Annotated in this window: 17 protein-coding genes; 6 read left to right on the forward strand and 11 right to left on the reverse strand. The window is 62.9% G+C overall.

The features are described 5' to 3' along the window. Positions 1-12: 12 nt before the first annotated feature. The 3 genes from GA829_RS31295 to GA829_RS31305 all read right to left on the reverse strand — a co-directional run bounded on the left by GA829_RS31295 (position 13) and on the right by GA829_RS31305 (position 4,652). Positions 13-975, reverse strand: coding sequence for a GlxA family transcriptional regulator (locus tag GA829_RS31295; protein ID WP_195176393.1), 963 nt, complete (start codon positions 973-975; stop codon positions 13-15). A 47-nt stretch (positions 976-1,022) separates the two neighbouring features. Continuing rightward, a complete protein-coding gene (gene folD, locus GA829_RS31300) occupies positions 1,023-1,922 on the reverse strand; it encodes a bifunctional methylenetetrahydrofolate dehydrogenase/methenyltetrahydrofolate cyclohydrolase FolD (protein ID WP_195176394.1) in 900 nt (299 codons plus the stop codon). 117 nt (positions 1,923-2,039) lie between these two features. Next, positions 2,040-4,652 (reverse strand): GumC family protein, encoded by a 2,613-nt coding sequence (locus tag GA829_RS31305; RefSeq protein WP_195176395.1) that lies wholly within the window; start codon positions 4,650-4,652, stop codon positions 2,040-2,042. A 199-nt stretch (positions 4,653-4,851) separates the two neighbouring features. Here GA829_RS31305 and GA829_RS31310 point away from each other — a divergent pair, with 199 nt between their 5' ends. After that, the gene (locus GA829_RS31310) at positions 4,852-6,147 is read left to right on the forward strand and encodes a lipopolysaccharide biosynthesis protein (RefSeq protein ID WP_195176396.1); all 1,296 of its coding nucleotides are present in this window, start codon (positions 4,852-4,854) and stop codon (positions 6,145-6,147) included. An 18-nt stretch (positions 6,148-6,165) separates the two neighbouring features. Here GA829_RS31310 and GA829_RS31315 read toward each other — a convergent pair whose 3' ends face one another. Genes GA829_RS31315 through GA829_RS31325 form a run of 3 tightly spaced genes read right to left on the reverse strand, consistent with a single transcriptional unit; the run spans position 6,166 to position 9,055 of the window. Further along, positions 6,166-7,101: a DUF6492 family protein gene (locus GA829_RS31315; protein ID WP_195176397.1), complete on the reverse strand. Its 936-nt coding sequence runs from the start codon at positions 7,099-7,101 to the stop codon at positions 6,166-6,168. Continuing rightward, the gene (locus tag GA829_RS31320) at positions 7,098-7,892 is read right to left on the reverse strand and encodes a WecB/TagA/CpsF family glycosyltransferase (protein ID WP_195176398.1); all 795 of its coding nucleotides are present in this window, start codon (positions 7,890-7,892) and stop codon (positions 7,098-7,100) included. The genes GA829_RS31315 and GA829_RS31320 overlap by 4 nt, the downstream gene beginning before the upstream one ends. Continuing rightward, positions 7,889-9,055 (reverse strand): glycosyltransferase, encoded by a 1,167-nt coding sequence (locus tag GA829_RS31325; RefSeq protein WP_195176399.1) that lies wholly within the window; start codon positions 9,053-9,055, stop codon positions 7,889-7,891. The genes GA829_RS31320 and GA829_RS31325 overlap by 4 nt, the downstream gene beginning before the upstream one ends. A gap of 171 nt (positions 9,056-9,226) precedes the next feature. Between GA829_RS31325 and GA829_RS31330 the strand changes: the two genes are divergently transcribed. The 3 genes from GA829_RS31330 to proC are packed head-to-tail and all read left to right on the forward strand — an operon-like array spanning position 9,227 to position 12,397. Further along, positions 9,227-10,225, forward strand: a complete 999-nt coding sequence (locus tag GA829_RS31330) for a glycosyltransferase family 2 protein (RefSeq protein ID WP_195176400.1) — start codon at positions 9,227-9,229, stop codon at positions 10,223-10,225. Further along, positions 10,194-11,522 carry an O-antigen ligase family protein gene (locus tag GA829_RS31335; protein WP_195176401.1) on the forward strand — a complete coding sequence of 443 codons (1,329 nt, stop codon included), beginning with the start codon at positions 10,194-10,196 and terminating at the stop codon, positions 11,520-11,522. Before GA829_RS31330 ends, GA829_RS31335 begins: the two co-directional genes overlap by 32 nt. A 59-nt stretch (positions 11,523-11,581) precedes the next feature. Next, a complete protein-coding gene (proC, locus tag GA829_RS31340) occupies positions 11,582-12,397 on the forward strand; it encodes a pyrroline-5-carboxylate reductase (RefSeq protein ID WP_195176402.1) in 816 nt (271 codons plus the stop codon). 11 nt (positions 12,398-12,408) lie between these two features. Here proC and GA829_RS31345 read toward each other — a convergent pair whose 3' ends face one another. From GA829_RS31345 to GA829_RS31365, 5 genes are all read right to left on the reverse strand, one after another. After that, a complete protein-coding gene (locus GA829_RS31345) occupies positions 12,409-12,801 on the reverse strand; it encodes a type II toxin-antitoxin system VapC family toxin (RefSeq protein WP_195176403.1) in 393 nt (130 codons plus the stop codon). Continuing rightward, the gene (locus GA829_RS31350) at positions 12,801-13,043 is read right to left on the reverse strand and encodes a type II toxin-antitoxin system VapB family antitoxin (protein ID WP_195176404.1); all 243 of its coding nucleotides are present in this window, start codon (positions 13,041-13,043) and stop codon (positions 12,801-12,803) included. The genes GA829_RS31345 and GA829_RS31350 overlap by 1 nt, the downstream gene beginning before the upstream one ends. A 66-nt stretch (positions 13,044-13,109) precedes the next feature. Further along, complete coding sequence (locus GA829_RS31355; protein ID WP_195176405.1) at positions 13,110-14,423, reverse strand: NAD(P)H-dependent oxidoreductase; 1,314 nt, start codon at positions 14,421-14,423, stop codon at positions 13,110-13,112. Between the two features lie 108 nt (positions 14,424-14,531). Beyond that, positions 14,532-15,926, reverse strand: coding sequence for a multicopper oxidase family protein (locus GA829_RS31360; RefSeq protein WP_195176406.1), 1,395 nt, complete (start codon positions 15,924-15,926; stop codon positions 14,532-14,534). Between the two features lie 110 nt (positions 15,927-16,036). Continuing rightward, the gene (locus GA829_RS31365) at positions 16,037-19,816 is read right to left on the reverse strand and encodes a caspase family protein (RefSeq protein ID WP_195176407.1); all 3,780 of its coding nucleotides are present in this window, start codon (positions 19,814-19,816) and stop codon (positions 16,037-16,039) included. A 261-nt stretch (positions 19,817-20,077) separates the two neighbouring features. Here GA829_RS31365 and GA829_RS31370 point away from each other — a divergent pair, with 261 nt between their 5' ends. Then, positions 20,078-20,848: an SDR family NAD(P)-dependent oxidoreductase gene (locus GA829_RS31370; protein WP_195176408.1), complete on the forward strand. Its 771-nt coding sequence runs from the start codon at positions 20,078-20,080 to the stop codon at positions 20,846-20,848. 294 nt (positions 20,849-21,142) lie between these two features. Continuing rightward, positions 21,143-22,549: a PTS galactitol transporter subunit IIC gene (locus GA829_RS31375; RefSeq protein ID WP_195176409.1), complete on the forward strand. Its 1,407-nt coding sequence runs from the start codon at positions 21,143-21,145 to the stop codon at positions 22,547-22,549. The last annotated feature ends 33 nt before the right edge of the window (positions 22,550-22,582 follow it).

The raw sequence follows: 22,582 nt of genomic DNA on the forward strand, positions 1-22,582 counted from the left end.
ACCGGTTCAGGTTCAATAAGTCGTGCGGCGCTCTTCCGAGGGCGGCCGGCCAAATTGCAGCCGATAGCTCTGCGCGAAATAGGAGTGCGAGGTGAAGCCGGTGGCGATCGCCACGTCAAGGATCGGCATATTGGTCTGGCGCAGCAGTTCGCGCGCCCGCTCCAGCCGCAGCCGCATGTAGTAGCGGCCCGGCGTGACGGTGAGATGGCGCAGGAACAGGCGCTCCACCTGCCGCACCGACAATCCCGCCGACTTGGCCAGTTGCACCGCCGACAGCGGCTCGTCGAGATGATCGGCCATCAGTTCGACGATGCGCCGCAGCTTTTCGGATTTACCGGTCAGGTCGCGTTCAGGGCCGACGCGCTGGCGGTCGCCCGCCGAGCGGATGCGCTCATGCTGGAACTGATTGGCGACACCATTGGCCAGGCCCGAGCCAAAATCGCCGCGCACGATCTCCAGCATGAGGTCGATCGAGGTGGTGCCGCCGGCGCAGGTGTAACGCTTGCGGTCGATCTCGAAGACATTGCCGGTGCAGTTGATGTCCGGAAACCGCTCGACGAAGCCGGCGCGGTTCTCCCAATGGATGGTGCAGCGATAGCCCTCAAGCTGCCCGGCCTCGGCGAGCAGATAGGACCCGACCGACAGCGCGCCGAGCGCGTTGCCACGCCGGCCCCAGCTGCGCAGTGCCGCCAGCACTTTGCTCTTGCCGGGAAACTCCGTCGTCAGGCCAACCGAGACAAAGAGGATGTCGACCGGCGGCAGGTCGGCAACGCTGTAGTCGATCTTGAGAGGCAGGCCATTGGAGGCCATGACGGGATCGCCATCGGCCGAGACCGTGGTCCAGCCGTAGAAATCGCGGCCGAGCAGCCGGTTCGCCGAGCGGAATGTGTCGATCGCGGCGGCAAGCGAAAACATCGAAAACTTGTCGACCAGCAGGAAGGCGAATTGCCGGCCGCCTTGAACGGGGTCACTCATGACCGACCGTTCTACAGAAACAGGGGGGTTCGGCAAAGCTGGCGCTCTCAGAAGGAGGGCCGTTTCAATCCGGCCGCAAGGTAGGCTGAGGCTAACGTATTGGCCATCAGCATGGCAATGGTCATCGGCCCGACGCCGCCGGGAACCGGCGTGATGGCGCCAGCAGCCAAGGCCGCCTCGGCATAGGCGACATCGCCAACCAGGCGGGATTTGCCCTCGCCCTTCTCCGGCGCCGGAATGCGGTTGATGCCGACGTCGATGACGGTAGCGCCTGGTTTAACCCAATCACCCTTGATCATCTCAGGCCGTCCGACGGCAGCGACCAGGATATCGGCAGTGCGGGCCAGTGCCGGCAGATCCCTGGTCCGGCTGTGCGCGATGGTGACGGTGCAATTGGCCGCGAGCAGAAGATTGGCCATCGGCTTGCCAACAATGTTGGAGCGGCCAACGACAACCGCGTTGAGACCGGACAGGTCCTTGCCGCGCACGCGCTCGATCAGAAGCATCGACCCGGCTGGCGTGCAAGGAACGAACGCTGTCTCCAGTTCACCAGTGCCGAGCTTGCCGACATTGATGAAGTGGAAGCCGTCGACATCCTTCTCCGGCGCGATGGTCTGGATGATCTTGCCGGCGTCGATATGGGCCGGCAGCGGCAGTTGCACCAGGATGCCGTTAATGGCCGGGTCGGCATTGAGCGCGCCGATAATATCGAGCAATGCCTTTTCGGAGGTTTCGGCCGGCAGCGTGTGCTGAACCGAGTGAAAACCGCATTCCTTGGCGGTGCGGGATTTGGAGGCGACGTAGACCTGGCTCGCCGGATCCTCACCAACGATCACCACGGCGAGGCCTGGTTTTGCCTTGCCCTTCGCGACGAGTTCAGCCGTCAGTGCCTTGACCGTCCCCACCACGTCTTCGGCGACGCTTTTTCCGTCAATCACTTCGGCCATGAACCACCTTCAACAGCATATTGCTTCAGTGGCATTTTCACGAAAATTCGATCGGGCAATCCCGTCAAAACGCCGTCCCATGCCGCTAACTCGAAACCGGCGGCTTTTATTCGATGTTCAGAAATACCGGCGGCGCGCGCGGGTTTCGGTGAGTTCGCGGACCGCTTCACGGAATTCGCGCAGGCTGGCGCGGATTTCCTCGATCGGCGCCTGCTGTTCAGCGGTTTCCATGGCCTGCGGCGCCTGCGCCAACGGCGAATGAGTCGCCGTGGGCTGAGGCTCAGCCTGCAACGGATAGGTCGGCGGCGCGGGCTGAGGCGGATAAGGTACCTGCCCCGCCTGAGGCGCCGGCATGGGTTGCGGATAGGGATAGCCAGCCTGAGGTGGCATCTGCCAGGGCTGTACCTGCGGGTAGATCATAGGCTGTCCATAGGGATAAGTCCGCGGGCCCGAATACGGCCCAGATTGCGGCACCATATGCGGAGGCAGGGGCGGCTGCGGATATGGGGTGCCCGCGCCAGGCTGGAACGGAGGCGGCGGGAAAGCCGCCGGCTGTTGCGCAGCAAAACGAGCGTTCGGCTCCGGGTAGCCGGGATGTGCCTGATTTTCCGTCGGCCTCGTGCTGCCGGCGACAGAAGGCAAGACCCAGTCACTGGAGAGCGCGTCGCTTGAATCTTCCGAGTCCGGCTTGCGGGACACGGCCTTGCGCAGCGTCGACATCAACGAACCGATCCGGCCAGGCCCCTCAGGCGCAGTAGCCTGTGCAACAGGCGGTGGTGCTGGAGGCGGCGTCGGTGCCGCAGGCGGCATCGGCGCGACAGGTGGTGTCGGTCCGACAGGTGGCGGTGTTGGAACAGACGGGGCCGAGGCGAGCCGTTGTGGCGCCGCCACCGGCGGTGCCGCCTGATATGCCTTGTCCTCAAAAGGAGGCTGGCGCTTGTCCATTCCGGCGCTACGGCGCGACCGTGACGTCGCGGTCTCACGCAGGCTCTCGTAGGCACCGCGCATGGCGCCAAGGCCAACACCGGAGGCAAAGCCAAGCAGCAGGCCGGCAAGCGCCACCACCGCACGCGACGGCCCGTTTGGCTCGAGTGGAGGCTGAGCCGAGGTTATCACGTTGATGTTGGTGGTGTTGATGCCCGTTTGCTCGCCGGTCTCCTTGGCGCGCAGAAGATATTGCTCGTAGACAGAACGCTTGGCGGCCGCCTCGCGCTCCAGTTCCCGCAAGCTCACCAAATCGCTGTTGACGTCGCCGCTTTGGACCTTGGCCTGAGCCAGGCGCGAAGCGAGGTCCTGTTCGAGCTGCACCGCGCGCTTCAGGTCAACCTGCAGCGAGGAGCCAATACGGCGAAGTTCTCCGGCGATGCGCTCGCGCGCGCCATCAAGCTGGGCACTGAGCGCCTGGAATTCGGGATGACGCGGCCCAAGCCGGACAGCGGCACGATCGGCTTCCTGCTTCAGCGTCGCGTATTGCGAGCGCAGATCGCTCATGGTGTTCGAGTTGATCTCTTCAGGCAAGGTGCCATTGAGAACCGAATTGACGTCTAGCGAACGCGCCGAGGCCGCTCGCGCGTTGAGCTCCAGCGTGCGGGCACGCGCGACTGAAAGCTGTTCGTTGAGCTTCAGCATCTGGTCGTCGCTGATCAGGTGGCCCTGCGCGTCGACAAGGCCGTGCGTGGCCCGGAAATCCTCGACATTGCGCTCGGCCGCCTCAACACCCTTGCGCAAGTCATCGAGCTTGGACGTCAGTTCGGTCGTCGCGCGGCCGGCCATGTCGGACTGGTATTTGGCGGCTTCCTGCTGGAAGACAGTCCTCGTCGTGTTGGCAATGAGGGCCGACTTCTCGCCATTCTGGGTAGTCGCGCTGATGGAGATGACAAATGTCTTGCCCGTGCGCTCGACCGACAGGCTCTTGGCCAGACTGCCAACGGCCAATGCCTGGCGGCGAACCTCATCGGCGGCGCCCGGCCCATCATTGCGCGATAGTATCGAGCGGACCAGCGACATGACGCCGAGGCCGCCGGAACCCTGCCCGTTGAACTCCGGATCATCGACGAGATTGAGATTCTTGACGACCTGATCGAGAACCGTGCCTGACGTCAGCATCTTGATCCGGGTTTCGACCACGGCCAATGCGGCATCGGGTTGTCCCACGGGTTGGGTGAGATCGCGGTCGGAAAGCTTCAGGTCACCCGGCTCTATGACCAGCTCGGTCGTGGCCTCGTATTTCTTCGGCATCGATAGGGCTATGGCGATGCCGAGCGCGGCGCCCAGGATCGTCGTCGTCACGATCAGCGGCTTCGATCTGGCAATGCCACGGCCCACCAGCATCGGATCGATCAAGGGCTTCCATTGCTGGCCGTCAGTCCCATCACCAAAGGAAGCCTTTGCTTCGCCGGTTCGATGGGACTCTTGCCCTTGACGCGAGCCTGTTGTCTCCGCGGCAAGCGGCTCCGCCACAGGCATTGCTTGCGCATGGGGCGATGAAGCCGGTTCGGAACCAGCCTGATACGTGTCGGTGCCCGCGGAGTCCGAAAGCGTCGGGTTCGACCGCGCCTCGCGTTGGGAGCGGGCGAGACGATGTCGCGACGCGGCATCATCGTGCCACGACGGATCCGCGCGGTCTCCGATCGAAACTGGCGATGGTTCTTCCTCGCCGCGCACAGCCTGGCCGAGCGAGAGCAACGAACGCTCGCGCTTCCAGTCCTCTCGGTTTTCCCTGTCGACCATTGTCTTGGAGCGTGTCCCTGCCGGCTTGGGAACGGCGGTCGGCCATTCGTTAACCCACGCTAAACAAGCATAGGAAACAAAAAGTTAATTTTGGGGCATCGCAACTATAGTTTGCCTGTTTAACTGCCACCGGCACTGAGCATCCACAGGTTGAAAAACGGCACGTTAAGTTTTCCGGGCCTATGGTTCCCGCCAGGATATGACACAGGCCAATGACATACCGCAAAGGCGGCCCCTCGCCCGGATCGGCGGCTTTTTGGCCGAGCGACGGGGGCTGGTCCGCGACTATTTCTCGGCGATCAGCGGCGCCGGTGGCCGTCTGGTGTTCTCGCTGGCCTATTTCATCGTCCTGGCCAACACGCTGTCGATTACCGAGTTCGGCATGTTCGCCACCGCTTCGGCCGCCGGTGTAATGCTGTCGCGTATCCTCGCTTTTGGCTTCATCTCGGCCCTCTATCGCACCGCCACCATCCGGCCCAATCTGATCGGCACATTCACCGCCGGCTTCCTGATGCTCGGCCTGCTGTCGTTGCCGCTTTTGGCCGCGGCCTCGTTCGGCGTCTATCTGATCTTCTTTGCCAGCACGGTGCCGCTGTCGGTGTTCGCGGCCATCGTCTTTGCCGAGGCGCTTTTGTGGCGGCCGGTGGAGGTGGTGCTGATCGTCAACAACGGTCTCGGCAAATTCGGCCGCGCGGCCTTTCTGACAATCCTGGCAACGGCCCTGCGGGCGCTTGGTGCCGCATTCTTCATGTTCGCGGCGGAACGCAACGTAGGCGTCTGGTCCTGGTACTATATCGGCGCCAACGCCGCCTCGCTCATAATTGCCTTCGGATTTTTCTATCCGCGCCAGCGCCTGCGGCTGCGCACGGAGCTCTATCTGCGGCGGTTGGCTGATTCGCTCTACGTCGCCGGCGCCGAAGTGCTCTTCTATCTGCAGTCGGAGTTCGACAAGCTGCTGGTCCTGGCGATTGGCGGCCCGCATCTTGCCGGCATCTACGCCATCATCATGCGGCTGGTCGACCTGACAGCGATCCCGATCCGTACATTCTCGATGATGCTGGTGCAGCGGATGATGCGGGCTCCGGAAATGCTCTCGCGCTTGAAGGTCAAGAGCGGCATTGAAGGCGGCGTATTCGCGGTCTCGACGCTGGCGCTGATGGCGCTTGGCATCGTGCTGCATTTCTTCCCCAACGCGCTGGGCAAGAATGTGTCGGAGGCCGCCCCTCTGGTCGCGCTGGCGATCTGCGTTCCTGGGTTGCGAAACCTGGTCGAATACCAGGCCGAGCTTTTGTTCGCACGCGGCCAGACGCTGGTGCGGGCCGTCAATCTTGGCCTCCTGGCCGGGCTGAAGGCGCTGTTGCTGACCTATGTGCTCAAGACCATCCTGGACATACCCAGCATGGTGCTGTCGCTCAACGTCGTGTTCCTGATTTTGTATCTCGCCTCGACGCTGCTCACCTATTCGGCGATGCGAAAGCCGGCGAAGCCGTTCTAAAGTCTTTCTGAAGCAGATCTAGGCCTTCGAGGATTCGAGCCCGATCAGGCGGCGGATACGGCCAATATCAGTGCCGATGAATGACTGCATGCCGATCGCCACCTGTTCCGGAGCCATGGCAGCGACGAAGCTGCGGAATTCTTCATCCGACAGAGCCTTGCCCGTCCAATGAACGCGGCAGAACTCTTCCGAACCATGAAAATGGCCGGCGCCCTGCAACAGGTCGTCGACATAGCGGCCATAGATCATGCACTCGGAAAACCTGCGCGCCGACCCGATGACCTCGACCCAGTTGCGGCCATGAACCGTCTCGATCCGGGCGCACATTGCGTTCACGGTATCACGACGCCAGGCAATCAGCGTCGAAATATAGTCGTCAAGGGAAACCCGGGAGCCTTCGATGCCCAGCGCCGAGCCGGCGTTGCGCGACCAGATGCGATGCTCATCATGATCCTTCCGCGCCAGCACGCCGTCACGGCGAAACAGCCGCACCTTGCCATCGCGCCAGAAGGCGCTGCAAGCGAACGGCTTGAGGAAGGCGACATCGGAATCGCAAAAGATCAGCACATCTTCCGAAGCATGCGCGGCAATGGCTATGCGCCGCAGTTGCTGCACATGCCAGCCACGCAAGGGCTGCGTCTTCAGGCTGAGCCAGATGCGCCGGCGAAACAGGCTGAGCGGATCATCAAACGCATGCAGCCAGCGCGGCAACAATTCCCGCTCGTCGACGACGCTGCGGCGGGAATTCTGCAGCTGACGAAACAGCCTGAGATCGCGATGCTCGACCAGGATGTAATGATGAGCGGCACCGGTGACATGCCGGTCGAGGGTTTCGCACAGCAACCGGCAACGCTCGAAATCAGGCGCATAGCTTGCCGTCACCACCGCCGCGATCGGTGCCTGCCGAAGCGGGCCGGGGTCGATGACCGTGGCTGGCATGAACCGGCTGTTCACTCGACATCTCCGGTGGCTTCGCGCCTGCGCGACAGTTTCTGGCCGACGACGCGCCATAGGAACAAGGGATTGCCGACCACATAACGGCGCCAAAGGCGAGCCGGCTCAACCAGCAATCGGAAGAGCCATTCCAACCGCAGCTGACGCATCCACAGGGGTGCGCGTGGCACTGCGCCGCTCAGAAAATCAAGCAACGCGCCGACCGCGATCGGCAAAGTACAGTGATGGGCCTCTATGTGACGCGCGATCCACAGTTCCTGACGCGGTACTCCCATCGCAACAAGCAATACGTCGGGCCTCAGGCTGGCGATACGGTCGACGACGCTGGTTTCCTCCGAGCCGGAAAAGTAGCCGTCATGGATGACGACGAACCTGTGCTGCACGGCCAGCGCCGCCAGCTTGACCGAAGCAGCCTCGGCATTGACGCGCGTTGCGCCGAGAAGTCCCACCGTCAGCGGCCTTGTCGAGGCCTGCAGGAAAGCCGGGATAAAATCGGTGCCGTTGAGATTGTCCGGAAACGGCGCGCCATAGAGCAGCTTCGCCGCCAGATCGACACCGACGCCATCGGGCAAGATGAGGAAATCATCAAGCGCCTCGGCAAAGACCGGATCGGTATAGGCAATGTTGGCGTTGTGGGCGTTGAGGAAGCTAACCTTGGTAAAACGCCGTTCGTCGACCAAGCGAGTCAGCAAGGTGATCGCATCGTCCCAACGAATGGCGAGCACCGAGATGCCGAGGATCATCTTCAAGGTGTCAACTCCGAACACGGTGCGGGCGGTGTGCATGTTCATGCAGGCACCGCCTGGCTGACGGGAGCGAGTTTCTCGAGCCCAAGCCTGATCGCACCATCAAGTGCGCTCAACTGCTGGCTGCGAAACGCGCTGCCATCGACGTCATTGATAGTGTCGGCAGCAGCTTCGAGCGCCGCCGCGAAGGCGACCGGATCGTCCGTGACAACGCAATTGGACGGGCGGTGGCCGATGCCGCGCAACGAGCGGCTGGTTGCGACGGACGGCAGGCCGAGTTCGAACGTCTCGATCGTCTTCAACTGCACGCCGCTGCCGGCGGTGCTGATCAGGGGGATAACCGCGGCGCCGCGCACGAAGGCCTGTGCGTCCGGCACGCGCCCGACGAAGGTTACTCCTGGATGCGACGAAGTCACGCCAGATGGCATTCGGCCGGCGATCCTGATGCGGAAATCGGGCCGCAGATGCGGCACTACTTTCTCGAGGAACCAGTCAAGCCCGATGCGGTTCGGCTGCCATGTCCAGGTGCCGATCAGCGCCGCGTCGCAGTCGATGACGCGAGCAGCTTTCCGGGCCACCGCGCCGGTCACCAGCGGCAGAACCGCCGAACGATCGTCGGAGGCAACACCGAGTGCGGCGCGATCCTCCTCGGCCAGCGTGAAGACGAAACGGGCCCGGCTGCAGAGCCATTCTTCCATGGTCTTGAGCAGCCGCGCCTCGCGGCGAAACAGCAGGCGCTGAAAGATGCCGGCGGCGGCATCAGCGTTCTCCTGTGCGGAACGGTGTTCGACATTATGGGCGACGAAGATCGATGGCCGATCGCCAAAGAGTTTGTTGAAGGCCCCGGCGAACTGCACGGAATTCAAGACATAGCCGTCGAAGGGGCCGGCACGTTGGACGGCGGCAAGAACCGCGCTGTCGGAGACCACGCGCAACTTGACCGACGCGAAAGTCAGGCCGGACAGCATCGCCTTGGCGACCCAGGCAAGCCTTTGAAGCGATGAGGCATTTTCAGTGCGCACGTCGATCGCGCCCAGCACTATCGTGTGTTCAGGATCGGCGGCGGCCTTTCCCGGCCAGATGAAGCCAATGACCGTCACGCGCACGCCAGCGCGGCGCAGCGCAGCGATGATGGCCGCGTTGGCAATCTCGTAACCCGAGGCGAGATCACCATCGGGCACGATCGATGTGGCGAACAACAGATGCATCACACCTTTCCTGTGCCGTAGCGGCTACCAAACCGCGATGAACCCTTGATTAAGCGGGCATGACCGATGCCCGAAAGCGCACGGTTCACACGGCTCTTGTGAAAGGTGATTAACGAAACGTTGTCATCGTCGGTGCTATCAGAACCAACTCACCCCTGCGGTTGGACACGGATGCTCGCTTTGCCATCAGACGCCTCGATATCGATCGCTGGACGGTCCGCTGGACTTGTCCGCGAGGACATCGACGTTGTCGTTACGCTGCCGACCTTCAAGCGGCCGGAACAGCTGCTGGCGACGCTGGCATCCTTGCGGGCGCAGGCAACCACCAGACGCTTCGCGGTGATCGTCATGGAGAATGAGGCCGAGGCGCGCGCTGGCGCCGAGGCGGCGCTGCCACTGTTTGAGCGCGGCGAGATGCTTGGCCTGGTGATCATCGCGCATGAGCGCGGCAATTGCAGCGCCTATAATGCGGGCTGGCAGACAGCAATCGAGCAGTTTCCGAACTTTCGATACCTGCTGGTCATCGACGACGACGAAATCGCCGATCCGCTCTGGCTCGAACATATGTGCGGGGCCGCCGAAGCGCTTGGCGCCGATATTGTCGGGGGCCCACAACTGCCCGTTTTCGCCGATCCGGCTCACGCCAGATGGGCCGAGCATCCTGTCTTTGCGCCACCGTACCGGGAAACCGGCCGCGTGCCGGCACTTTACTCGTCCGGCAATCTGCTGGTCGGCCGCAATGTGCTGGTCGCCATGGGACCGCCCTTTCTCGACCTGAAATTCAACTTCATGGGCGGCGGCGATTCCGATTTCCTCAGCCGGTCAGCGCAACGCGGCTTCGTGCTCGGCTGGTGTGGGGAAGCAAAGGTACATGAGACGGTTCCGGCTCGGCGCGTCGAGACCGACTGGATCCGCGCCCGTAGCCTGCGCAACGGCGTGATTTCGACGCTGGTCGAGAAGAAGAAACGCGCCGGCACGCCGTTCGCCGGTGCCAGGGTGTTCGCGAAAAGCCTGGCGCTGCTGATTGCCTCACCGTTTCGAGGCGCTGCCCGACTGGCGCGCACAGGATCGCCAACGACGGCTCTTTACCCGATCCATGTAGCCCTCGGCCGCGTGATGGCCGAATTCGGATATGCCAATGAGCAGTACCGACAGCCTGAGAAGAACTGAGCGGGCGCCGCTCAGCGCCGCGTTCACGCGCGACGGCATCGCGACGGCGATCGCCGCCTTGCTGTTCACCGTCATCCTGGTGTCCTTCCGGCCCTTCCAGCCTGCCGGCGCCGAATTGACCGGGGACGGCGGCGACATTGTCAACCAGCTTGGTTTCGGCTCGCTCGGCGCTATTTCGGTCTTCTCGCTGATGGCCTTTGCAAATCCCCGCGTCGTGCGCTCGCTGCTCAGCCCGTCCTGGATGCTGATGCTCAGCTTCTTCATGCTCTCGGTGGTGATGGCGACCGATCCGCCCTCGGCGGCGCGCGCGGCCTCTTTCACGCTGATCGGCATCCTGACGATTGCGGCGGTGCTGGCGCTTCCGCGCGACGCCGAGGCGTTCTCAAAGGTCATTATCTTCACCATCGTGGTGGTGTTGGGCCTGTCCTATATCGGCCTTATCGTTTTTCCACACGAAGCCCTGCACACCGCCGATTCGCAGGAACCGGAACATGCCGGCCTGTGGCGTGGTGTCTTCACCCACAAAAACATCGCCGGCCCGATCATGGCGTGTTTCAGCTTTGCCGGGCTCTATCTGTTCCGGCGCGGACAACGGCTGTGGGGAGCGGGAATACTTTGCGCGGCGCTGATCTTCATGCTGCACACCGGCTCCAAGACGACTGTCGGACTGGTGCCGTTCTCAATCATGATCGTGGTGTTTCCGAGCCTCATCGGCATGCGGGTCGGCACGCCGATCCTGTTTGCGCTGGCGATCATCGCCACGGCGGTCGGCACGCTCGGAATCGTCTTCCTGCCCCCAGTGAAACATCTGGCGGCGATCTATTTCCCCGGCATGACTTACACCGGCCGAACGACGCTGTGGGAGTTCTCCGGCGATATGCTGGCGAAGCGGCCGTGGACCGGCTACGGCTATGAAAGCTTCTGGGGAACACCGCTGCTGACGAGCCAGGATCAGCCTTTCGACCGCGCCTGGGATATCCGCACCATCGTGCATGGCCATGACGGCTATCTCGATATCGCCGTGCTGATGGGCATTCCCGCATTGTGCGTGGCTGTCTACACGTTCCTTATCGCACCGCTGCGCGACTACATGCGTATTCCGCTGCGCAAGGAGAACATCTATCTCGGCGACTTCTACATGATGGTGGTGCTGTTCGCCGCGCTGAACGCTTTCCTCGAAAGTTTCTTCTTCCATCGTGGCGACCCGGTCTGGCTGTTCTTCGTGCTCGGCGTGCTTGGCTTGAGACAGGTGTCGTTACGGCCAATTCCGGTTCGCGATCCTTCCCGTCCATCCTGACGGGGCTTCCCCAGCGTGGCCTGAGTGTTTATGGAAAGCTTCCTTCGGAGGGGTTTCCAATGACGATCAAGCTTGTTCTCGCCGGTTGCGGCAATATGGGTTACGCCATGCTCTCGGGCTGGCTGAAAGCCGGCAAGCTCGTGCCGTCGGCGGTTTTCGTCGTCGAGCCCAACGCTGAACTGCGCCAGCGGGCGGCGGCTCTTGGTTGCGGCTCGGCCGTCGATGCCGGTGGCATTCCTGCCGACGCCGTGCCCGATCTCGTCGTCGTCGCTGTGAAGCCGCAAGTGATCCGCGATGTAACCGCCTCCTACAAGCGTTTCAGCGATGGCCGCACTACCTTTGTCAGCATCGCCGCCGGTACGCCTGTTGCCACATTCGAGGAAATCCTTGGCGGTCGCGCGCCGGTCATGCGCTGCATGCCCAACACGCCCGCCGCCATCGGCAAGGGCATGATGGTGCTGTTTTCCAACAGTCTGGTTTCCGACGACACCAAACGTTTCGTCGCCGACCTCTTGTCGGCAAGCGGCGAGGTGACAACGATCGCAGACGAGGGCCTGATGGATGCGGTGACGGCGGTGTCCGGATCGGGGCCCGCCTATATCTTCCATTTCATCGAAGCGCTGACGGTCGCAGCCGAGAAGGCCGGCCTGCCGATTGAGACCGCGAAGCTCTTGGCCATGCAGACGGTTTATGGCGCGGCATCGCTGGCCGCCGAAAGCCGCGAGGAGCCGGGCGTGCTGCGCCAGCAGGTGACCAGCCCCAACGGCACCACGGCAGCGGCCCTTGGCGTTCTGATGGGCGAAGACCGGTTGACCAATCTGCTCACCCAAGCGGTCGAGGCCGCACGGCTGCGTTCGATCGAACTGGGGAAGTAGTCCGGGCCCGGCTACGCCAGATCAGTGCGGGAAAAGTCATTTCCCTTGTAGAGCAAGGGCATTCTCCGGCTTTTCGCGCAGGCGTAGGACAAGCAATCGGCGAGCTTGAGCTGCGCCGGATGCCCTCGCCCCTTGCCATAGTCTGAAAAGGCCTGGATCGCGAGCTTGGCTTCGCCGCCTTCGATCGGGACAATCTCAATTTCGGCCTCGCGCAGGAACGCCTCTATCGCCGCTTGCGCGACAAGTGGTTCGACGGCGAGCATGGTGGAGAGGCGCATCGTCGCTTCAAGCACCACCAGTGCGGAGGTGATCCTTGCGGGTGCTGCCTCGATGCGGTCGCTCCACTCGGCGGCATCCTCTTCTCCCGAGAGAATCGCGACAACCACCGAAGTGTCGATAAACATCAGGAGTGGCCCCACATGCCGTCGATCTCGTCCTTGCTGACAGCCCGGCCGCCCTGGCCAGCCATAGTGCTGATATCCTTGGCAATGGCAGCGAGGCGCTCCGAGAGCGGAATGCGTCCGCTCTCGCGTTTCAACTCGGATTCTAACGCTTCGATAACCGCTTCAGTCATCGAGATGTTGCGCTTGGCAGCAAGCCGCTGCGCCAGCGCGCGGGCGCGCGGATCCCTGATCTGAAGGTTCATTTCACCGACCCTCGTTTCGTCCGTCAATACAATATAGTGCATTTGTCATGACGGCGCCATGAGGGCCTATTTTCCGTAGAGCATCTCGTCCTGGAGCCGACGCAGCGCGAACAGCCGCGTCGATTGGTCCGGCGAGGCATTCTCAGCAGTCAGCAATGCACCTTTCCTGACCGGCTTCAGCACCTTGCCGCCTTCGAGCAGGCCGACCGGCAGGGCGCGCTGGGCCCGGGCTTCGCCAACGGTCATGGTCCACGAGCGATAACAGGTTTCGCCAATGGCATCGAACGTCTCGCCCGCGGCGAGATCACGCTTGGCGACCGCGCAGACCTCGGCAACTGGCTGCGGCAACGGCACCATGTCTGGTTTGCCGAAAAGCATGATCCGGGCAGCGGTCAGCGGCACTTCCAGCGATGTCAGATGATACGGCCGGAACAGGCTGTAATAGGGACCGTGGCCGATGTGGAGATCGTCCATACGCTCGATGATGCGCGGATGCGTTGCCTCGACAATGACGAAGACACCGGGCGCCACGCCCTTGCCTATGGTGTAGTCGACAACGCCCTTCTTCAACAGCAGGCCGCCATCCTCGCGCGGGATCAGCACCTTGACCAGGTCGTCGCGGTCGGCCTTCGGGCCGTGCATGCCGGGGACATCCGGCACCAGGCCGGTGGCGTTGGCGATGGCGCACATCTCGACCATGGTCTTGGAACCATCGACGAACTCGACCAGCATGCGCGGGTTCATTTTGCGGCGAAGGGCTTCCGCGCGATAGTCGTCGGGTACGGCGTCATGATTCAGCGGGTTGTTCTTGCCCTTGCCGGCCGAGACGATGGTGAGGCCAAGCGCGGAGGCGAATTCGATCAGTTCCATGCAGCTTGATGGCTCGTCGCCGGCTCCGACCGAATAGACGACGCCAAGGCGGTCGGCCTGCTGCTTCAGGTAGCAGCCAATGGTGACGTCGGCCTCGACATTCATCATCACCAGATGCTTGCCGTGCTCCATCGCCATAAGGTCGAAATCGGCGGCGACACCCGGCTTTCCGGTGGCGTCAATGACGACGTCGATCAGCGGGTTGGTGACCAGCATCTCGTTCGAGGTGATGGCGATCTTGCCGCTCTCGATCGCGGCAGTGACTTTCGAAGCGCTGTCCGCCTCTATCGCCATCGCCTCGTCGCCATAGGCGATGCGGATGGCGTCACGCGCCGTATGCGGCCGCCGCGTCGAGACGGCACAGACCGAAATGCCCGGCATCAGCATGCCTTGCGTCACCAGATCGGTGCCCATCTCGCCGGAGCCGATCACGCCGATGCGCACTGGACGGCCCTCGGCTGCGCGTTGGGCGAGATCGCGGGCAAGGCCGGTCAGTGCGACATTGGTCATGCAGGGATGTCCATGCTTCTTGATTTGAGGCGGCAATAGCAGGGAACCGGCCCCGAAGCCACGTCGATCACATCGCGCGGCTCAAACCGCACTGCTTCGGACGTGACCTCAAACCACCCTGACATAGCTCGTCATTCCTGATTTCTGATGCTCGATGATGTGGCAGTGCAGCAGCCAGTCACCGGGATTGTCGGCGACGAAGGCCAGGCTCACTTTCTCATTGGGCTGGACGAGATAGGTGTCCGAGATCAGGGGCAGAACCGGCCGCGTCGACGACGCAAGCACCTTGAAGCTCATGCCATGCAGATGGATCGGATGCGACTGCGAGGTCAGGTTTTCCATGTCGATGACATAGCTCTTGCCAAGCTTCAACTCGGCCAGCGGCGCGGTTGGATCCTTGGTGTCGCCAGGCCACGGCACCTTGTTGATGGCCCAGAAGCTGTAGCCTAGCGAGCCGCAGATGCCATCGCTCGGGACGTTTTCCGCCGTGGCGCTCAGCACCAGCGAAATATGCTCGGCGGCGGCGAGGTCCGCCTCTTTCACTGGATTGGCCTCCAGCGGCGCAAGATCGCGACTGTCCCGTTTGAGTGAGCTTCCGGCCGAACGCAAGGTAGCCAGAACCTTGGGCTTGGTGCCCCTGACGTCACGCAAGCTGACGACCACCCCCTCGTCGTCGGGCATGCGTATCACCAGTTCCATCCGCTGGCCGGGTCCAAGCAGCAGGCCATCGGGTGCGAAACGCGCAGGTACCGGATTGCCGTCCAGAGCGATGACCGTGGCTTCGGCACCATCGACGCGAAAGGCATAGATCCGGGTGACGTCTGTTATCGCCACCCGCAACCGCACCAGCCCGCCGGCCGGCGCATCATATTGTGGCTGATCGAGCCAGTTGGCGCTGCGCACCGTGCCGTAGGTGCCGGTTCTCGCCGCATCGCGCGGGCGGAACTGGCCGATGAACTGGCCGTCGTCGCCAAGGCGCCAGTCGCGCAAATTGATGACAACCTCGGAATCGAATTGCGGATCGCCCGGGCTCTCCACCACGATCACGCCTGTCAGGCCGTGGCCCATCTGCTCCAGCGTGTTGCAATGGGGGTGGTACCAGAAAGTGCCGGCGTCTGGCGGGGTGAATGCGTAGTCGAAATGGTCGCCGGTATAGACATAGGGCTGAACCAGAAACGGCACGCCGTCCATCTTGTTTGGGACGCGAATGCCGTGCCAGTGGATCGTCGTTGGGTCGTCGATGGCGTTGACAAGCCGGGCCACGAAGGGCTCGCCTTTTTTCATCCTGAGCACCGGCGGCATGCCGGCATTGCCATAGGTCAGCACATCCCTGGTCTGGCTGCCGTCCATCAGTTGCGCCTGGATTTTGGCCGTCTGCAAGATGACCGGCTCAGGCCCAGCGGCAGCCCAGCCGCCCAGCCTGCCCATGGCCGCGAGCCCGACGCCACTCGCGCCGGCAACCGCGGCCGTTTTCAAAAGTCTGCGGCGTGTGAATAGGGCCATGATGCGCTCCAACGGAAAAGCTGACTGTCTCCCGCAGCTTTCGATGTATTAGCCGCATCATCGCCCTTTTGCCAACGAGGCCGATAGCCGATGGCCATTTTTATGGCTTTTCAGTGCAACTCGGCCAGCAAAGCCTGTGCCTCGGCAAGGTTCTTGATCGAGCCGGCGGCGAGGTCATCCATCTTGCGCTCCTTGAAGATGGCGAGCGCGTCCTGGCAGGCAGCGATTGCCTCCTCCGCCATTGCCTTTTGCTTGCGGGCAGTGCCGAGGTCAGTCAGCACGTCGCACAGGCTGTCCTCGGTGAAGGCGACGGCCGGCACCGCATTGATCTTCCTCTGCACGGCGATCGCCTCGCGCAGGATCGGCACCGCCTCCTCGAAGCGGGCGACATTGTTTTCGGTGCGGCCGGCCATCGTCAGGGCATAGCCGACCTCGTTCTGCAGGTTCGCCCAGCGGTCGGGGTCGCGGTCGCGGCCGACCGCGTCAGCCAGTGCCCGATTGACGGCGGCCGCCTCGTTGTACACGGCGGCGGAAGGTTCCCGCGCGGCGATCATGCTCAACACATTGGCCAGGCTCGCCTGGGTGGTCGACCAGGCCTCGGGATCGCGGGCCCGCGTGCGGACCATGCCAAGGCCGCGGTAAATCGAGGCGGCACGCCGCAGCCTGCTGACATCGTTCGTCCAGTAGCCGAGGCTCGACAGGCCGCTGGCGAGATTGTTCTGGTTGTTCTGCCAGACGGGCAGCGCGTTCTCGCGTGTCACCACGGTGAGTGCTGCATCATAAGCGGCGACCGATCGGCTCAACAGCTCGGTATTCTTGCCGTCGGCGGCCACCAGCAAGGCGTTGCCGATGTCGCCCTTTGTCCTTGCCCATTGCGTGCGATCGGCAAAACCATCGTAGACCCGCGCTGCCGTTTCGAAACTGCTGACCGCATCGCTGTAGAAAGCCGCGTCGCCGGTCACCTGACCCTGGCTATAGCGCGTGAACCCGATGTCGTAGTTGATGTTTGCCCATTCCTCCGCATCGGTGTCCCTGGAATAGGCGGGCAGCGACGCCTCAAGCGTGTCGGCCGCCTCGGCCAGCATGGCGGCATTCGACGTATCGATCCCCAGGCTCAAGAGGGTCTGGCCAAGCACGCGCCGCGTCTGACCGGTCTGGCTGACATCGCCGCCAGCCACCTGGACCTGCAAGGCCGCCTTTAGCGCGTCGACGGACCGCTGCAGCAACTGATCGTCGGTGGCCAGTTTGCCGGCCATCATCAATGCATAGCCAAGCCGGAACTCCGTCTTGACCCAGTCGGCCGGATCGCTCTCGCGGGTACGGACCTTAAGCACCTGATCATAGGTGTCGACCGCCTGCCTCAAGATCGCTATGTCCTGCGCGCGGTCACCCCAGGTCGACAGCGTGCCAGCAAGGCCGTGCCCGGCCCTGGCGAAATCCAACGGCGCGGCAGTGGCGGTGTAGACCTCCAGCGCCTGACGATAGGCACTTGCCGACTGCTCGAAATAGCCGGTTCCGGTGTCGCGGTCGCCAAGCGTTGCGTAGACGGAGCCCAGGTTCTGCTGCAGCGAGGCCCAGTCGAGCGGCAGTTTTTCACGCGGATATTCCGAAAGCGCCGCCTGATAGGCGGTGGCAGCCTGCAACATGAGCTCCTTGCTGTCCTGCCTGGCGCCAAGGCGCTGCAAGGCATTGCCGAGGGTCAGTTGGCCGTTGGCCCAGCTCGCCGGCGCATGTTCGCGTGTCCACACCGAGAGCGCCGCTTGCGCCGCGTCCCGCGCCTGCCCGAGCGTCGCGGTGTCGCCGTTGATCTCGCCGATCGATTCCAGCGCCGAGCTCATATTGTTCTGAATCGTCGCCCATTGCGCCGGCGCGCGTTCCCGCGTCATTTCCCCGGTCGCTGCCTGATAGGCCGTGACCGACTGCTGAAGCGTCGCCACATCCTTCTCGCGTTCGCCGAGGCGAAACAGCGACGCGCCGAGGTTGACCTGGCTCAGCGCCCAGTCGAGCGGCACGCGGTCCCTGCTGTATTCGGTCAGTGCGGCGCGATGCGCATCGATGGAAGCGCGGAAACTGTCGGTCGTCGCCTGACGTTCGCCAAGCTCCGACAGCACGATGCCGAGATTGTTCTCAGTCGCCGCCCATTCCAGCGGGCGCTTCTTCGAGCCTTGTACTTCAAGCGCCGAACGGAAGGCCGCGACTGCCTTTTCCAGCAGTGCTGTGCCGCTCTCGCGCTGGCCGAGGCGCCAGTAGACAGTGCCGAGATTGCCATAGGTCGAGGCCCAGTCATCCGGCAGGGCGTCGCGCGTGTAGGCGGTCAGGGCCTGCTCATAGGAGGCTGCTGCCTTGTCGAGATTTTCGCGGCCCGCCTCGCGTTCACCCAGCGTCGACAGCGTGGCCGCGAGATTGTTTTGCGTGGCTGCCCATTGCCTCGGGCTCTTTTCGCTGGAGATGTACGTCAGGCTCTTTTCATAGGCTGCGACGGCCTGAACCAGAAACGAATTGTCACCCGAGAACGAGCCTTGCTCGGACAATGCGTTGGCTTCGGCGGCCTTGTAGAACCAGGCATCGCCGTCATCCCATTTCTCGGCCTGTTCATAGGCCTTGGCGTAATCGCGGGCTGCCTCCTGGTAGCTGAACGAGATTTCGTAGGTTTTCGCGCTGTTGGCGAAAACCTGAGCGAATTCGAGCCGGCGTGCCTTGAGATCCGCCTCGGTCTGATCGACGGTCTTGCTGAGTTCCCCAACCCGGGCCTTGGCCTGCTCGTGGAATTTCTTGGCGGCGTCGAGCGCGCCTTCCTGCATCGCCTGTTCAGCCAGTTTCGACAGCCGCACGATCTCGGGATCCTGGCTTTTCAGCGTCGCCTGTTCGGCGAGGACCTGTTTCAGCCGCTCGGTTTGGCCGCGCAGCAGTTTGTCGAGTTCGGCCGGGTCCTTCGGCGTACCGGTGCCTAGCGTGTTCAGCATCGCATAGAGCGCGTCCATCGGCACGCCGCCGTTGCGTGAGATCGATTCGATCTGACGGCGTTCCGGGTCGGGCAACGCCGAGATGGTGACCAGAAGCCGGCGGCGTTCGGTGAGGATTTCACCCGCCTCGCCCTTTGGCGCTTCGGGCGCCACGCCAAAATAGAGCAACCGGCGCAAGCTCTCGTTGACCCATGGCCGTTGCTGGCCACCGGTCTTGAGATAGACCTCTTCGCCGATCATGCGCAGCACGGTGCCGAATTCCTCGCCGCCCATCGTGTCGAGATGGCGCAGGATCGCCGCTGCATAGGGGCTGTTGCTGTCGGCGGGACCATCGAGCGCGACTTTGCCGGGTTCGGCAGCAAAGCCGATGACCTGGCCGAGGCTGTCATCGGTAGACCCGTTGGCCGGGCTGCTCGCCTTCAATGCAACGACGCTGCGCGTTTCACCAAGACCACCAGCGCCGATCGGCTTGCCATCATCGCCGGGCGCCAGTTTTAGCAATGTACCCGGCGGGAACGGGTCGTTGCGGCAAGCGTCGAGCAGGACGATGGTGACCGGCACCTTGGCCTTCAGTTCGGTCAGGATCGACGATAGCGGCACCAGCTTTTCACCGGCATCGTCAAGCGCGGAAATGTCGGCATCGACAGGCACCAGGAAATTCTCGCCACCAGCTTCGATGCCATGACCTGAATAGTAGATGATGGCGACATCGGCGCCCTCGGCGTCGTCGACGAAGCTCTCGAGGTCGCGTTTCAGCTTGCGCGCGTCACGGTTGGTGGCGACGTCAGTCTGGAAGCCGAGCTTGTCGAACATTTCCTCGATGGCACGGGCGTCGTTTTCGGGATTGGGCAATTTGCCGACATGTTTGTAGTCGGACTGGCCGATGATGAGGGCGACGCCCTTCAACTCCTTTGGCGCTTCGGCCATGGCCGGTGCCATCACGCACAGGCACAGTACAAGCGCCACGGCAAATGCCCGGCCCGTGCGTCTACCCGCGTTGATCGCCCACCTCAATCGCATTGCCAGCCCTAACCCCGATGCCGACTTTACCTCTGGACATGGCATCATCATGGCCGACCCATGGCAAGGGCTGGGGCAAGCGGTGTTCTTGTCGTGAGGGCCCCCGGCTGGCTTTCACATCGTGACCGGCTAATCTCGCTGACGAGGAACATTTCAAGGGAGGTCGTAATGTCGGAAACCACGCCAAAGTTTGACCTGGACGGCAAGGTGGTGCTGGTCACCGGCGCGTCGCGTGGCATTGGCCGCGCCTGCGCATTGGCTTGCGCCGGCTCCGGTGCCGACATGATCGTCGGCGTGCGCAAGGCCAACGACGGGAGAGAGCTTGTCGCCGAGATCGAACGCATGGGCAGGCGAGCGCTCGCGGTCGAGATGGACCTGACCAATCTGAAGACGGTGCGGGCGGCGGTCACCGAGGCCCACACGGCCTTCGGCCGCATCGACGTGCTGGTCAACAATGTCGGTCTCGGGCCTGAAAACCTGGCCGAGGATGTGAAGGAAGAGGATTTCGACCTCACCGTCGACGTCAACCTGAAGGGCACGTTCTTCACCACCCAGGCAGTCGGGAAATTGATGATCGCGCGGAAATCCGGACGCATCATCAACATGAGTTCACAGGCCGGCAGCGTGACCTTGAAGGGCGAAGCCATCTACTGCATGTCGAAGGCCGCGATCAATCACCTGACCCGCTGCCTCGCGGCGGAATGGGCGCAGCACAAGATCACCGTCAACAGCGTCGCACCGACCTTCATCTGGACCGACGGCACGCGGCCCTCCCTCGCCAATCCCGAATTTCATGCGCATGTGCTCGGCCATATCCCACTCGGCCGCATCGGCGATCCGATCGATGTGGCGGGCACCGTGGTGTTCCTGGCTTCACCGGCAGCGTCGATGATCACCGGCGCCAACATTCTTGTCGACGGCGGCTGGTCTGTGGCCTGAGACGATAGCCGCTCGCCCTGCGATCCGCGCTTTTACACAGCCAATTCCGGCCTTTGCGAGCGGGATATCTTTGGCACAAAGATTGCCAATTGACATTTCCGTGATCAGCCATTCTAAAACATTCGTTCGCCGACAAAGGCAAATGTTCACCAAGCGATAGAATTGGTCAGCGTTTCAGCCCGCATCGACAACACCGGGAGCGCTTCGGCTGCGGAGGGCAGCAGAAGCTGAAATGAGGTCAAGGGAGCGTCGAGCGCGGCATAGCCATGACCGCGATGCTCCAGGGGAGGCATAATGGACACTATTCTCGCTGGCTTAAAAGGAGCCATCGATACGCTCGGCGCAACGATCCTGCTGCCGATCGTCATCTTCATCATCGCCGTGGTTCTGGGAGCCAAGGTCAGCAAGGCGTTTCGCGCCGCCGTCACCATCGGGGTCGCCTTCATCGGTATCAACCTGGTGCTCGGCCTCATGTTCACGTCGATCGGCGACGTCGCCAAGGCAATCGTCACCAACACCGGAATTCACCGCGATATCATCGATGTCGGCTGGCCGTCCGCGGCGGCAATCGCCTTTGGCTCGTCGGTCGGCCTCTGGGTCATCCCGGTCGGCATCCTGGTCAACATCGTGCTGTTGCTGACACGCATGACACGCACGCTCAATGTCGACGTGTGGAATTTCTGGCACTTCGCTTTTGTCGGCTCGCTGGTCGTTGCCGCTACCGACAACCTGGCCTACGGCATCGCCGTTGCAGCACTTGTCGCCGCCCTGTCATTGCTTTTCGCCGACTGGTCGGCACGCGCCGTGCAGCAGTTCTACGGCGTACCGGGCATTTCCGTGCCGCATCTCGCCTCGGCGCAGATCCTGCCGATCGCCATCGTGCTCAATTGGATCATGGACCGCATTCCCGGCATCAACCGGATCAACATCAACACCGAGACCATCGAGCGCCGCTTCGGCGTGTTCGGCGAACCGGTGGTGCTGGGTCTCATCATCGGTCTCGTGCTCGGTGCGATCGCTTTCTACAACGCGGGTGACCTCAGCGTGGTGCTGGCAAAGGTGCTGGGCACCGGCATGACGCTGGCCGCCGTGATGCTGCTCCTGCCGCGCATGGTGAAGATCCTGATGGAAGGCCTGCTGCCGGTTTCCGACGCGGCGCAGGAGTTCGTGCGCAAGCGCACCGGCGACCGCGAGCTTCTCGTCGGTCTCGATTCCGCGATCCTGATCGGCCATCCGGCCGCGATCTCGTCGTCGCTGATCCTGGTGCCGATCGCGATCATCCTGTCCATCATCCTGCCGGGCAACCGCGTCATCCTGTTCGCCGATCTCGCGGTCATCCCCTTCATCGTCGCCATGACCGCACCACTGGTCAAAGGCAACGTGTTCCGCATGGTGGTGATCGGCACGGTGACGCTCGCGATCGGCTTCTATGTCGCCAATGCGCTCGCGCCGCTGTTCACCAGTGCCGCCGTCGCCTCGGGCTTCAAGCTGCCGGCGGATGCCCTGCAGATCACCTCGGTCGTCGATGGCTTCCTGTGGGTGCCCTATGTCGTCATCGAGGCGATCCAGGGGCTTGGGCTCGTCGGCATCATTGTCATCGCGGTGGTCATCGCCGCGCTGTTCGTTCTCTACCGCCGCAATCCGCTCGGCTGGGAACGGGCGGCGGGCGCCGAGGACGAGCCAGCCGAAGGCTCGGCTTGACCTCAGCGCGCCTTGAACTGGAAACGATCGTGC

This window comes from Mesorhizobium sp. INR15 (assembly GCF_015500075.1).
Classification (GTDB): domain Bacteria; phylum Pseudomonadota; class Alphaproteobacteria; order Rhizobiales; family Rhizobiaceae; genus Mesorhizobium.

Coding starts and splice junctions, on each gene's coding strand:
- GA829_RS31375 (WP_195176409.1), top strand. CDS start 21,143: ATGGACACTATTCTCGCTGGCTTAAAAGGAGCCATCGATACGCTCGGC.
- GA829_RS31310 (WP_195176396.1), top strand. CDS start 4,852: ATGACACAGGCCAATGACATACCGCAAAGGCGGCCCCTCGCCCGGATC.
- GA829_RS31325 (WP_195176399.1), bottom strand. CDS start 9,055: ATGCATCTGTTGTTCGCCACATCGATCGTGCCCGATGGTGATCTCGCC.
- GA829_RS31320 (WP_195176398.1), bottom strand. CDS start 7,892: ATGAACATGCACACCGCCCGCACCGTGTTCGGAGTTGACACCTTGAAG.
- GA829_RS31345 (WP_195176403.1), bottom strand. CDS start 12,801: ATGTTTATCGACACTTCGGTGGTTGTCGCGATTCTCTCGGGAGAAGAG.
- GA829_RS31360 (WP_195176406.1), bottom strand. CDS start 15,926: ATGGCCCTATTCACACGCCGCAGACTTTTGAAAACGGCCGCGGTTGCC.
- GA829_RS31365 (WP_195176407.1), bottom strand. CDS start 19,816: ATGGCCGAAGCGCCAAAGGAGTTGAAGGGCGTCGCCCTCATCATCGGC.
- proC (WP_195176402.1), top strand. CDS start 11,582: ATGACGATCAAGCTTGTTCTCGCCGGTTGCGGCAATATGGGTTACGCC.
- GA829_RS31350 (WP_195176404.1), bottom strand. CDS start 13,043: ATGAACCTTCAGATCAGGGATCCGCGCGCCCGCGCGCTGGCGCAGCGG.
- GA829_RS31330 (WP_195176400.1), top strand. CDS start 9,227: ATGCTCGCTTTGCCATCAGACGCCTCGATATCGATCGCTGGACGGTCC.
- GA829_RS31335 (WP_195176401.1), top strand. CDS start 10,194: ATGAGCAGTACCGACAGCCTGAGAAGAACTGAGCGGGCGCCGCTCAGC.
- GA829_RS31355 (WP_195176405.1), bottom strand. CDS start 14,423: ATGACCAATGTCGCACTGACCGGCCTTGCCCGCGATCTCGCCCAACGC.
- GA829_RS31305 (WP_195176395.1), bottom strand. CDS start 4,652: ATGGTCGACAGGGAAAACCGAGAGGACTGGAAGCGCGAGCGTTCGTTG.
- GA829_RS31370 (WP_195176408.1), top strand. CDS start 20,078: ATGTCGGAAACCACGCCAAAGTTTGACCTGGACGGCAAGGTGGTGCTG.
- folD (WP_195176394.1), bottom strand. CDS start 1,922: ATGGCCGAAGTGATTGACGGAAAAAGCGTCGCCGAAGACGTGGTGGGG.
- GA829_RS31295 (WP_195176393.1), bottom strand. CDS start 975: ATGAGTGACCCCGTTCAAGGCGGCCGGCAATTCGCCTTCCTGCTGGTC.